Source organism: Pseudomonas sp. Larv2_ips, from assembly GCF_963879675.1.
GTDB lineage: Bacteria > Pseudomonadota > Gammaproteobacteria > Pseudomonadales > Pseudomonadaceae > Aquipseudomonas.
In genome coordinates this window covers 165,981-177,674 of sequence record NZ_CAWOAW010000031.1, presented here as the reverse complement: position 1 = coordinate 177,674, position 11,694 = coordinate 165,981, and the positions used below count along the sequence as shown (strand labels likewise).

10 protein-coding genes are annotated in these 11,694 nt (G+C 59.9%); all 10 read left to right on the top strand.

The window, feature by feature from the left end; translation table 11 throughout:
- The first annotated feature begins 302 nt into the window (after window positions 1–302).
- The 10 genes from rnr (at window position 303) to AACV02_RS26405 (ending at window position 11,582) form a co-directional block, all read left to right on the top strand.
- The gene (gene rnr, locus AACV02_RS26450) at window positions 303–2,936 is read left to right on the top strand and encodes a ribonuclease R (protein WP_119737911.1); all 2,634 of its coding nucleotides are present in this window, start codon (window positions 303–305) and stop codon (window positions 2,934–2,936) included.
- Window positions 2,933–3,688: a 23S rRNA (guanosine(2251)-2'-O)-methyltransferase RlmB gene (rlmB, locus tag AACV02_RS26445; RefSeq protein ID WP_010213600.1), complete on the top strand. Its 756-nt coding sequence runs from the start codon at window positions 2,933–2,935 to the stop codon at window positions 3,686–3,688. Before rnr ends, rlmB begins: the two co-directional genes overlap by 4 nt.
- 314 nt (window positions 3,689–4,002) lie before the next feature.
- On the top strand, window positions 4,003–4,425 hold the full coding sequence (rpsF, locus tag AACV02_RS26440) for a 30S ribosomal protein S6 (protein WP_003217491.1): 423 nt from the start codon (window positions 4,003–4,005) through the stop codon (window positions 4,423–4,425).
- A 28-nt stretch (window positions 4,426–4,453) separates the two neighbouring features.
- The gene (gene rpsR / locus AACV02_RS26435; RefSeq protein WP_002551829.1) at window positions 4,454–4,684 is read left to right on the top strand and encodes a 30S ribosomal protein S18; all 231 of its coding nucleotides are present in this window, start codon (window positions 4,454–4,456) and stop codon (window positions 4,682–4,684) included.
- 36 nt (window positions 4,685–4,720) lie between these two features.
- Window positions 4,721–5,614 (top strand): hypothetical protein, encoded by an 894-nt coding sequence (locus AACV02_RS26430; RefSeq protein ID WP_106577633.1) that lies wholly within the window; start codon window positions 4,721–4,723, stop codon window positions 5,612–5,614.
- Window positions 5,615–5,632: 18 nt separating this feature from the next.
- Window positions 5,633–6,079 carry a 50S ribosomal protein L9 gene (gene rplI / locus AACV02_RS26425; protein ID WP_003171376.1) on the top strand — a complete coding sequence of 149 codons (447 nt, stop codon included), beginning with the start codon at window positions 5,633–5,635 and terminating at the stop codon, window positions 6,077–6,079.
- Between the two features lie 110 nt (window positions 6,080–6,189).
- Window positions 6,190–7,587 carry a replicative DNA helicase gene (gene dnaB / locus AACV02_RS26420; RefSeq protein ID WP_017526410.1) on the top strand — a complete coding sequence of 466 codons (1,398 nt, stop codon included), beginning with the start codon at window positions 6,190–6,192 and terminating at the stop codon, window positions 7,585–7,587.
- Window positions 7,588–7,778: 191 nt separating this feature from the next.
- Window positions 7,779–10,082 (top strand): YgiQ family radical SAM protein, encoded by a 2,304-nt coding sequence (locus AACV02_RS26415; RefSeq protein WP_106577634.1) that lies wholly within the window; start codon window positions 7,779–7,781, stop codon window positions 10,080–10,082.
- A gap of 139 nt (window positions 10,083–10,221) precedes the next feature.
- Window positions 10,222–11,139 (top strand): NAD synthetase, encoded by a 918-nt coding sequence (locus tag AACV02_RS26410; RefSeq protein ID WP_119737909.1) that lies wholly within the window; start codon window positions 10,222–10,224, stop codon window positions 11,137–11,139.
- Complete coding sequence (locus AACV02_RS26405; protein WP_119737907.1) at window positions 11,139–11,582, top strand: hypothetical protein; 444 nt, start codon at window positions 11,139–11,141, stop codon at window positions 11,580–11,582. Before AACV02_RS26410 ends, AACV02_RS26405 begins: the two co-directional genes overlap by 1 nt.
- The last annotated feature ends 112 nt before the right edge of the window (window positions 11,583–11,694 follow it).

Below are 11,694 nucleotides of genomic sequence, written 5' to 3'. Positions count from 1 at the left end.
GGAGAAGACTCGAACTTCCACGACCTTGCGATCACCAGCACCTGAAGCTGGCGTGTCTACCAATTTCACCACCTGGGCAGCATCAACAACGTTGCCGTCGTCGATGGCGCGCACTATACGGAGGCGATTTTGAACTGTAAAGCCCTGCTATGAAAAAATCCTGGAAAATTTCGCCAAAGGTCGTGCAAGGTGCGTTCTGACGGCGACAAAGGCCTTTAAAACGCTTGTTGATGCCTGAAATTTCCCGTTTCAATACGCGTATGCCAAACTAACCCGCATATAGACAAGGTGAAAACTCTCTAATGGCCGATTGGCAGTCCCTCGATCCCGAGGCCGCTCGTGAAGCGGAAAAATATGAAAACCCTATTCCTAGCCGCGAACTGATCCTGGCGCATCTCGCTGATCGTGGTTCGCCTGCTAGCCGCGAGCAGTTGGTTGAAGAATTCGGTCTGACCACCGAAGACCAGCTCGAAGCCCTGCGCCGCCGTTTGCGTGCCATGGAGCGCGATGCCCAACTGATCTACACCCGCCGAGGCACTTACGCGCCTGTGGACAAGCTCGACCTGATCCTTGGCCGCATCGCCGGCCACCGTGACGGCTTCGGCTTCCTGATCCCGGACGACGGCAGTGACGACCTGTTCATGAGCCCTGCGCAAATGCGTCTGGTGTTCGATGGCGACCGTGCCCTGGCGCGCGTTTCCGGCCTCGACCGTCGCGGTCGCCGTGAAGGCGTGATCGTCGAAGTGGTGTCGCGTGCCCACGAGTCCATCGTCGGCCGTTACTTCGAAGAAGGCGGCATCGGCTTTGTCGTGCCGGATAACCCAAAGGTCCAGCAGGAAGTGCTGATCACCCCGGGCCGCAATGGCGCTGCCAAAGTCGGTCAGTTCGTCGAGGTGAAAATCACTCACTGGCCAACTGCGCGCTTCCAGCCGCAGGGCGACATCGTTGAAGTGGTCGGCAACTACATGGCGCCGGGCATGGAAATCGACGTTGCGTTGCGCACCTACGATATCCCTCACGTCTGGCCAGAGGCTGTGCTCAAAGAAGCCGCCAAGCTCAAGCCGGAAGTCGAAGAAAAAGACAAAGAAAAACGCATCGACCTGCGCCATCTGCCGTTCGTCACCATTGACGGCGAAGATGCCCGCGACTTCGACGATGCGGTTTACTGCGAAGCCAAGCCTGGCAAGCTGCGCCTGTTCTCCGGTGGCTGGAAGCTGTTCGTCGCGATTGCCGACGTGTCCAGCTACGTGAAGATCGGTTCGGCCCTGGATAACGAAGCCCAGGTGCGCGGCAACTCCGTTTACTTCCCGGAGCGCGTGATCCCGATGCTGCCTGAGCAGCTGTCCAACGGCCTGTGCTCGCTGAACCCGAAAGTCGACCGTTTGGCCATGGTGTGCGAGATGACTATCTCGAAAACCGGCGAAATGACTGACTACCAGTTCTACGAGGCGGTGATTCACTCCCAGGCGCGCCTGACCTACAACAAGGTCAGCACCATTCTGGAACAGCCGAAAACCAGCGAAGCCAAAGCCTTGCGCGGTGAGTACGGCCATGTCGTGCCGCACCTCAAGCAGCTGTATTCGCTGTACAAGGTATTGCTGGGCGCTCGTCATGTGCGTGGCGCGATCGATTTTGAAACCCAGGAAACCCGGATTGTCTTCGGCTCCGAGCGCAAAATCGCGGCGATCACCCCGACCACGCGCAACGATGCTCACAAGCTGATCGAGGAATGCATGCTGGCCGCCAACGTGGCCACTGCCGAATTCCTGAAAAAGCACGAGATTCCTGCACTGTACCGCGTGCACGACGGCCCGCCGCCGGAGCGTCTGGAGAAGCTGCGCGCGTTCCTCGGTGAACTCGGCCTGTCCCTGCACAAAGGCAAGGACGGCCCGACGCCGAAGGACTACCAGGCACTGCTGGCAAGTATCAAGGACCGTCCGGATTACCACGTGATCCAGACCGTCATGCTGCGCTCTCTGAGCCAGGCGGTGTACAGCGCGGATAACCAGGGCCACTTCGGCCTGAATTACGAGGCGTACACTCACTTCACCTCGCCGATTCGTCGTTACCCGGACCTGCTCACGCACCGCGCGATCCGCAGCGTGATCCATTCCAAGCAAAACACCCCGCACGTCAAGCGCGCCGGTGCCATGACCATTCCCAAAGCACGGATTTATCCGTACGACGAAGCGGCTCTGGAACAATTGGGCGAGCAGTGCTCCATGAGCGAGCGCCGTGCCGACGAAGCCACCCGCGACGTAGTGAACTGGCTCAAGTGCGAGTTCATGAAGGACCGTGTGGGCGAATCGTTCCCGGGTGTGATCACCGCCGTGACCGGCTTTGGCCTGTTCGTCGAGCTGACCGACATCTACGTCGAAGGCTTGGTGCACGTTACCGCGTTGCCGGGCGACTATTACCACTTCGACCCTGTGCATCACCGCCTGGCGGGCGAGCGCACCGGTCGCAGCTTCCGTTTGGGCGACACGGTGGAAGTGCAGGTCATGCGCGTCGACCTCGACGAGCGCAAGATCGACTTCGGCATGCCTGATAAACCAGCCGAGCCGACTGGCCGCAAAAAACGTGGCGCCGAGACGACTGCGCCGGCAAGCAAAGGCAAAGGTGCTCCTGCTAAAGCAGCGGTCGCCGAGCCTGCGTCAGCCAAACCTGCTCGTCGTTCGTCTGCCAAGGACAAGGCCCCCGAAGCCTACCGCCCTAGCGATGCTGCGGCCAAAAATGCCGAGCTGCGCAAGAGCCGCGAGTTGAAGCAGCAGTTGCTCAACGAAGCCAAAAGCGGTGGTAAAGCGGCGTCTGGGGGAAAGTCCCGCGAGGCGGAAAAACCGTCGAGCAAGCCGAGCAAACATCGTAAAGGCCCGCCCAAAGCGGGTTCGGCCCCCGCGAAAAGCGGCGGGTCGCGCAAACCTAAGGCCAAGTCATGAGTCTGGAAAAAATCTACGGCGTGCACGCCGTAGAAGCACTGCTGCGTCATCACCCTAAGCGCGTCAAGCAGGTGTGGTTGGCCGAAGGTCGCAGCGAGCCGCGCGTGCAAGCGCTGGTCGAGCTGGCGACCCAGAATAAAGTTGCCATCGGCCAGGCCGAGCGTCGTGAAATGGACGTGTGGGTAGAAGGCGTTCACCAAGGCGTGGTGGCGGACGTCAGTCCGAGCCAGGTTTGGGGCGAGGCGATGCTCGACGAGCTGCTCGACCGTACCGAAGGTGCACCGCTGCTGCTGGTGCTGGACGGCGTGACCGACCCGCACAACCTCGGCGCCTGCCTGCGTTCGGCGGATGCTGCCGGCGCGTTGGCGGTGATCGTGCCCAAAGACAAGTCGGCCACCCTAACGCCGGTCGTGCGTAAAGTGGCCTGCGGCGCGGCGGAAGTGATTCCGCTGGTGGCCGTGACCAACCTGGCGCGCACACTGGAGAAACTCCAGCAGCGCGGCCTGTGGGTCGTGGGCACGGCAGGCGAGGCTGAGGTCAGTATTTACGACCAGGACCTTACCGGCCCGACCATCCTGATCATGGGCGCCGAAGGCAAAGGCATGCGTCGCCTGACCCGTGAGCATTGCGACTACCTGGTGCACCTGCCGATGGCCGGTAGCGTCAGCAGCCTCAACGTTTCAGTCGCAACGGGCGTCTGCCTGTTCGAAGCCCAGCGTCAGCGTGGCGCCAAGGCTAAAGCCAAGAAATAAGGCTCGAGAGCGACGCAAGACCCTGTGGGAGCCGGGCTTGGCCGCGATGACGGTGTGTCAGTCAGCACAGATGCTGCCTGAGCCATTGTCATCGCAGGCAAGCCAGCTCCCACAGTTGCTTTGGGTTTGCCTGGATTGCACGTTGTTCAAATAATCACCAATCACCTTGCGCCGTTTCTCCCCCTTCTCTACAATTGCGCCCCTTGCCTTCCTGGCAGGCATCTATGTGCCTCCCTGCGGCAAGATCCATAAGTGTCATTCACTCCTTGTCTGACCGTTTTTGAGCGGCAGGCTACAACCCGTAAGGAGCATTCATGCGTCATTACGAAATCATCTTTTTGGTCCACCCGGATCAAAGCGAGCAAGTCGGCGGCATGGTTGAGCGTTACACCAAGCTGATCGAAGAAGACGGCGGCAAAATCCACCGTCTGGAAGATTGGGGCCGTCGTCAACTGGCCTACGCAATCAACAATGTTCACAAGGCTCACTACGTGATGCTGAACGTTGAGTGCACTGGCAAGGCCCTGGCCGAGCTGGAAGACAACTTCCGCTACAACGATGCAGTGATCCGTAACCTGGTCATCCGTCGCGAAGAAGCCGTTACCGGCCAATCCGAGATGCTCAAGGCTGAAGAAAACCGCAGTGAGCGCCGTGAGCGTCGCGACCGTCCTGAGCACGAAGGCGCCGAAAGCGCTGATAGTGATGACAGCGACAACAGCGATAACGCTGACGAGTAATCCACGGACCTTTTAAGGAGCCTATCAAATGGCACGTTTCTTCCGTCGTCGTAAATTCTGCCGCTTCACCGCTGAAGACGTGAAAGAGATCGATTACAAAGATCTCAACACTCTGAAAGCTTACGTATCCGAGACCGGCAAAATCGTTCCAAGCCGTATCACCGGTACCAAAGCACGTTATCAGCGTCAGCTGGCCACCGCTATCAAGCGCGCCCGCTTCCTGGCCCTGCTGGCCTACACCGACAGCCACGGCCGCTGAGACCGGGCAGTCGACAAGTAGTAAGGGATTGAATGCATGCGCGCCTTAGCTGAGTTCATCATGCGCGGTCGCGTGCAGGCCACTCTGGTAGTGGCTGGATGTGCGGCATTGCCGCTGCTTTATTGGTTGGGTGCTGCCGCCGGTTGCCTTGTGCTGCTGCGGCGCGGTTTGAAGGACGCCCTCGGCGTTCTTGCCCTGGGTTTGTTGCCGGCCTTGATCTGGTGGCTGCAAATGGGTGATCCACGCGTACTTCTGGTACTGCTGGGGTCATCGAGCCTTGCGTTGGTTTTACGCGCAAGTGAGTCCTGGGTCCGCACGCTGCTGGTCAGCGTGGCATTGGGGTTGGTGTACTCAGTGATGCTTGGCGCGGCTTTCCGCCCGCAAATCGAGGCGCTGTCGCAGGAAATCGTCAAGATCCTGCCGTTGGCCCTCGGGGATCTCTACCAGCATTTGTCGGTAGATGAGCGAGCGCGGTTTGTGTCACTGATTGCTCCGGTCCTGACCGGCCTGATTGCGGCATTGTTGCAGGTCGTCAGCGTGCTGAGCCTGATTCTTGGGCGTTATTGGCAGGCGTTGTTGTACAACCCGGGTGGTTTTGGTCGCGAGTTTCGCAGTATCAGAATTCCCGCGGGACCGGCGATGTTGCTGCTGGCGTGCATGGTTGTCGGGCCGAACTTCGGTCCACAGATAGCCTTGCTGGCGCCGATTTGCAGCGTACCGCTGGTGTTTGCCGGGCTGGCCCTGATTCATGGGTTGGTTGCGCGAAAGCGCCTGGCCAAGTTTTGGCTGGTGGGGTTGTACGTGACGCTGTTGCTGTTCATGCAGCTGATCTATCCGTTACTCGTGGTTTTGGCCATTGTCGACGGCCTGATTGATTTTCGCGGTCGTCTGGCGTCGAAAGATGCTGATAACGCGAACGGTGAAGGTTAAAAGTTAGAGGATTTTCACATGCAACTGATCCTTCTGGAAAAAGTCGCCAACCTGGGCAACCTGGGCGACAAAGTGAACGTTAAGGCCGGCTACGGTCGTAACTACCTGCTGCCATACGGCAAAGCCACCGCTGCAACCGCTGCCAACCTGGCTGCGTTTGAAGAGCGTCGTGCTGAGCTGGAAAAAGCAGCAGCAGACAAAAAAGCTTCGGCCGAAACTCGCGCTGCCCAACTGGCTGAGCTGGAAGTGACTATCACTGCCACCGCCGGTGACGAAGGCAAGCTGTTCGGTTCGATCGGCACCCACGACATCGCTGATGCACTGACCGCCTCCGGCGTTGAAGTGCAGAAGAGCGAAGTTCGTCTGCCGAACGGCACCATCCGCAACGTAGGCGAATTCGACGTAGCCGTGCACCTGCACGCCGAAGTTGAAGCCACCGTACGCGTTGTCGTGGTAGCAGCTTAAGCAGCACCTAACTGACTGGCACCTAGCGTGTCAGCCAGTTAACATCGGGCACGATCCTGTTTACAGGTCGTGCCTTTTGTTTTTCTACAATCCCCTAATTCCAAGTGGCCATGAACGATATTTCAGCTCCTGAGCAATACGATCTGCAAACCGCTGCCCTGAAGGTGCCGCCGCATTCCATCGAGGCCGAACAGGCCGTGCTCGGTGGTTTGATGCTGGACAACAACGCCTGGGAACGCGTGTTGGATCAAGTCTCGGACGGTGATTTCTATCGCCATGACCACCGGCTGATCTTCCGCGCCATCGCCAAGCTGGCCGACCAGAACTCACCGATCGACGTGGTGACCCTGGCCGAGCAGCTGGACAAGGAAGGCCAGACCTCTCAAGTCGGCGGCCTGGGTTACCTGGGCGAACTGGCGAAAAACACGCCGTCCGTCGCCAACATCAAGGCGTACGCCCAGATCGTTCGCGAGCGCGCCACCCTGCGCCAGTTGATCGGCATCAGCACCGAAATCGCCGACAGCGCCTTCAACCCCGAAGGCCGCACCGCCGCCGAGATCCTCGACGAAGCCGAGCGCCAGATTTTCCAGATCGCCGAGGCGCGGCCTAAAACCGGCGGCCCGGTCAGCGTCAACGACCTATTGACCAAGGCCATCGACCGTATCGACACGCTGTTCAACACCGATAACGCCATCACCGGTATTTCCACCGGCTACACCGACCTCGACGAGAAGACCAGCGGCCTGCAGCCGTCCGACTTGATCATCGTCGCCGGCCGTCCATCCATGGGTAAAACCACCTTTGCGATGAACCTGGTGGAAAACGCCGTGCTGCGCAGCGACAAGACCGTACTGGTGTACTCCCTCGAGATGCCAGGCGAATCGCTGATCATGCGTATGCTTTCATCGCTCGGGCGGATCGACCAGACCAAAGTACGTGCCGGTCGCCTGGAAGACGACGATTGGCCGCGCCTGACCTCGGCGGTCAACCTGCTCAATGACCGCAAGCTGTTCATCGATGACACTGCGGGTATCAGCCCCTCGGAGATGCGTGCGCGTACTCGCCGCCTGGTGCGTGAGCACGGCGACATTGCCCTGATCATGATCGACTACCTGCAGCTCATGCAGATCCCGGGTTCCAGTGGCGACAACCGGACCAACGAAATTTCCGAAATCTCCCGGTCCCTCAAAGCCCTGGCCAAGGAATTCAACTGCCCGGTGGTGGCGCTGTCGCAGCTCAACCGTTCCCTGGAACAACGTCCCAACAAGCGCCCGGTGAACTCCGACCTGCGCGAATCCGGAGCGATCGAGCAGGATGCTGACGTGATCATGTTTGTGTACCGGGACGAGGTGTACCACCCGGAAACGGAGCATAAAGGCATTGCCGAGATCATCATCGGCAAGCAGCGGAACGGGCCGATCGGCTTTATCCGCCTGGCGTTCATCGGTAAGTACACGCGCTTCGAGAACCTCGCGCCGGGCAGTTACAACTTCGACGACGACGAATAATTCTCCCGCGCCTGTAGAGGCCTCATCACGGGCAAGCCCGCTCCCACACTTGAACGGTGAACACCTTCAAATGTAGGAGTGGGCTTGCCCGCGATAGCGTCACCACAATTCCGACCATTACCGTCGGAATTGGTCAAAATTTGTGCTATATTCCGCGCCCGCGATTTTTCATCTCAACACCGGTCACCGTCATGCAAACAGCCAAGCCGTTATTTGACTATCCCAAGTACTGGGCCGAATGTTTCGGTCCTGCGCCATTCCTGCCGATGAGCAGGGAGGAGATGGATCAGCTTGGCTGGGATTCCTGCGACATCATCATCGTCACCGGTGATGCGTACGTGGATCACCCGTCGTTCGGCATGGCCATCATCGGCCGGCTGCTGGAGTCTCAGGGCTTCCGCGTCGGGATCATTGCCCAGCCGAACTGGCAGTCCAAAGACGACTTCATGAAGCTCGGCGAGCCGAACCTGTTCTTCGGCGTCGCGGCCGGCAACATGGACTCGATGATCAACCGCTACACCGCCGACAAGAAGATCCGCTCCGACGACGCCTACACCCCAGGCGGCATGGCCGGCAAACGCCCGGACCGCGCGAGCCTGGTGTACAGCCAGCGTTGCAAGGAAGCCTACAAGAACGTGCCGATCGTACTCGGCGGTATCGAAGCCTCCCTGCGCCGCATCGCCCACTACGATTACTGGCAGGACCGCGTGCGCAACTCGATCCTGATCGACGCCGCCGCCGACATCCTGCTGTACGGCAACGCCGAGCGCGCGATTGTCGAGGTTGCCCAGCGCCTGTCGTGGGGCCACAAGATCGAAGACATCACCGACGTGCGCGGCACCGCGTTCATTCGCCGTGACACGCCGGAAGGCTGGTACGAAGTGGACTCCACGCGTATCGACCGTCCGGGCAAGGTCGACAAGATCATCAACCCGTACGTGAATACCCAGGACACCCAGGCCTGCGCCATCGAGCAGGAAAAAGGTCCGCAGGATGATCCGGAAGAAGCCAAGGTCGTACAGATCCTGGCCAGCCCGCGCATGACCCGCGACAAGACCGTGATCCGCCTGCCATCGGTAGAAAAAGTCCGTGGCGACGCGGTGCTCTATGCCCACGCCAACCGCGTGTTGCACCTGGAAACCAACCCAGGCAACGCCCGCGCCCTGGTGCAGAAGCATGGCGAAGTGGACGTGTGGTTCAACCCGCCGCCCATTCCGATGACCACCGAAGAAATGGACTACGTGTTCGGCATGCCTTACGCACGTGTTCCGCACCCGGTGTACGGCAAGGAAAAGATCCCGGCCTACGACATGATTCGCTTCTCGGTGAACATCATGCGTGGCTGCTTCGGCGGCTGCACCTTCTGCTCGATCACCGAGCATGAAGGCCGCATCATCCAGAACCGTTCCGAAGAGTCGATCATTCGCGAGATCGAAGAGATCCGCGACAAAGTGCCAGGCTTCACCGGGGTGATCTCCGACCTCGGCGGCCCGACCGCGAACATGTACCGCATCGCCTGCAAGAGCCCGGAGATTGAATCCGCGTGCCGTAAGCCATCGTGTGTGTTCCCTGGCATCTGCCCGAACCTGAACACCGACCACTCCTCGTTGATCCAGCTGTACCGCAGCGCCCGTGCGTTGCCGGGTGTGAAGAAGATTCTGATTGCTTCCGGCCTGCGCTACGACCTCGCGGTCGAGTCGCCGGAATACGTCAAAGAGCTGGTGACCCACCACGTGGGTGGCTACCTCAAGATCGCCCCGGAACACACCGAGGAAGGTCCGCTCAACCAGATGATGAAGCCGGGCATTGGCAGCTATGACAAGTTCAAGCGCATGTTCGAGAAGTACACCAAGGAAGCGGGCAAGGAGCAGTACCTGATTCCTTACTTCATCGCGGCCCACCCGGGCACCACCGATGAAGACATGATGAACCTGGCCCTGTGGCTCAAGGGCAACGGCTTCCGCGCCGACCAGGTGCAGGCGTTCTACCCCTCGCCAATGGCCACCGCCACCGCGATGTACCACTCGGGCAAGAACCCGCTGCGCAAGGTCACCTACAAGAGCGACGCGGTGACCATCGTCAAGAGCGAGGAGCAGCGCCGTCTGCACAAGGCCTTCTTGCGCTATCACGATCCGAAGGGCTGGCCAATGCTGCGTGAAGCGCTGACCCGCATGGGCCGTGCCGACCTGATCGGGCCGGGCAAGGACCAGTTGATCCCGCTGCACCAGCCGGCCACCGACAGCTACCAGAGCGCGCGTCGCAAGAACTCGACGCCGGCCGGCAGCCACAAGGTCGCCAAGGAAACCACCACCAGGATCCTCACCCAGCACACCGGCCTGCCGCCACGTGGCAGCGACGGCAGCAACCCGTGGGACAAGCGCGAACAAGCCAAGGCGGCGGCCATGGCGCGCAACAAGCAGGCGGCCAAGGAACGCGCCGACGCGGCCAAGGGCAAAGGCGGCAAGCCTGCGCGCAAGCCGGTCGTGCCGCGTTGATCGCAGCCTGAATATGCAAAACGCCAGCCTCGTGCTGGCGTTTTGCTTTCTAGTCGGTGGGTAGTCTGTTTGTTAAGGTGGCGCGCATTGAATCGCCTTCGCGCCAGTTCAGTCACCACCTACCAAGGACGATCACCCCATGAGCAACCCCTTGCTCAACATCGGCATGGACGCCAGCCGCTCCCAGTTCATGGCGCGCCAGCGCATTGAAAGCCAGATCAACCTGCCACGGCTGTTTGCGGCCATCGACGCTGACCCCGGCATTGTCGGCGCAGGTGTCGTGTACATCGACGCCGACTTCAATGTCGTGACGCTGCGCGAATTCAAGCCCATCTGCAGCATCAAGCCCAAGCGCATCATTTTGCGTGAGGCGCAGAAGTACATAGCCCCCGCGCAGTTTGCCGATCAGGTGACCAACAATCCGCGTGAGTCTCGGCTCGTGGGGGAGGCCGTCAATACGACGTTGTCTTGTGCCGGCGCAATTCTGGGTTGGATTGTGGTGTTCAGCGGCACGGTCGCTGTACCGTTCACGGGTGGCGCGAGCCTGGTGGTGGCGGGCCTGGGCGCCACCGCTGCGGCGGCCAGTACCGCGCAGTGCGTGGTGGGAGGCATGAGAACGTTCAACGAACTCAATGACCCGACCGCCAACGACGATATGGACAACGAGGAATGGTATCGCTATGCGATGCCGGTATTGGACGCGGCCTCGCTGTTGGGCGCCGGCGCCTCTACCCTGACGACTGTTCGACTGTTGCAGGCTCGAAAAGCAACGACAGGTAGAAGCTGGTACGAGCTGTCCAAGGGCTTGACCCGCCAGCAACGTAAGGCGCTCACCAAAGAGTTGCTAAGCCTGAAAGATCCACGCCTGAGCAATAAGCTGCTGAAGTTGCGCCAGCGCTCCGGTGAGTTGGTGAAGCGCTATTCGGCGACCGAGATCAACCACGCGACTATTACGCAGATCAGGGACTCCCTCGGTGCCGCCATTGGTTTCACCGGCAGTGCAGTGTCCGGCAACATTCGAACCATCGCAGTAGGGTTGTACGAGGAGCTTGAGTGATGGTGCGCCAAGTCTCGTTAAAAGCTTTTTTGGCTGAGTATTTCCCTGCGTTTATTTGTGCATTTTTCCTTGCCTGTTTTTCCCTGTCTGCTGCCATTTCATTGGCATCCAGTACCTTTTTCCGCGGTGAACCAGAGCGAGCGCGTTACTCCTTCGTGGCGGCGGTTGTTTTGGGGCTGCTCTTGGCGGTCAGCCACTTCGTCATGATCCGGGGGAGAGCCTGGGGCGTTTGGGCCATCGTCGCCTTCTACGCGGTGTGTTTTTTGATCGTATTACCAACCTATGGCTATCGGCCCCATATGGCTGCCTATGTCATTGGGTTGCTGTTTCCAATGCTGGGACTGCTGTTGCTCAACAGTAAGCGTCATCGGGAAATGCGCCGTCAGCTACGGGAAATCCGTCACCTGCGTGAAGCCATGAGCGCAAAGCACAAGGCCCGCTGACTGAGTAGGGTCGCCACCCAGCCTCGCACGCGCGCCACACATATGTGCAGCGCGTGCACCATTGGACTGACGACGGCGCCGTTTGGACTCGACGCCGGCCGGCAGCCACAAA

Coding starts and splice junctions, on each gene's coding strand:
- AACV02_RS26415 (WP_106577634.1), top strand. CDS start 7,779: ATGCAAACAGCCAAGCCGTTATTTGACTATCCCAAGTACTGGGCCGAA.
- AACV02_RS26405 (WP_119737907.1), top strand. CDS start 11,139: ATGGTGCGCCAAGTCTCGTTAAAAGCTTTTTTGGCTGAGTATTTCCCT.
- rplI (WP_003171376.1), top strand. CDS start 5,633: ATGCAACTGATCCTTCTGGAAAAAGTCGCCAACCTGGGCAACCTGGGC.
- AACV02_RS26430 (WP_106577633.1), top strand. CDS start 4,721: ATGCGCGCCTTAGCTGAGTTCATCATGCGCGGTCGCGTGCAGGCCACT.
- rpsF (WP_003217491.1), top strand. CDS start 4,003: ATGCGTCATTACGAAATCATCTTTTTGGTCCACCCGGATCAAAGCGAG.
- rpsR (WP_002551829.1), top strand. CDS start 4,454: ATGGCACGTTTCTTCCGTCGTCGTAAATTCTGCCGCTTCACCGCTGAA.
- rlmB (WP_010213600.1), top strand. CDS start 2,933: ATGAGTCTGGAAAAAATCTACGGCGTGCACGCCGTAGAAGCACTGCTG.
- AACV02_RS26410 (WP_119737909.1), top strand. CDS start 10,222: ATGAGCAACCCCTTGCTCAACATCGGCATGGACGCCAGCCGCTCCCAG.
- dnaB (WP_017526410.1), top strand. CDS start 6,190: ATGAACGATATTTCAGCTCCTGAGCAATACGATCTGCAAACCGCTGCC.
- rnr (WP_119737911.1), top strand. CDS start 303: ATGGCCGATTGGCAGTCCCTCGATCCCGAGGCCGCTCGTGAAGCGGAA.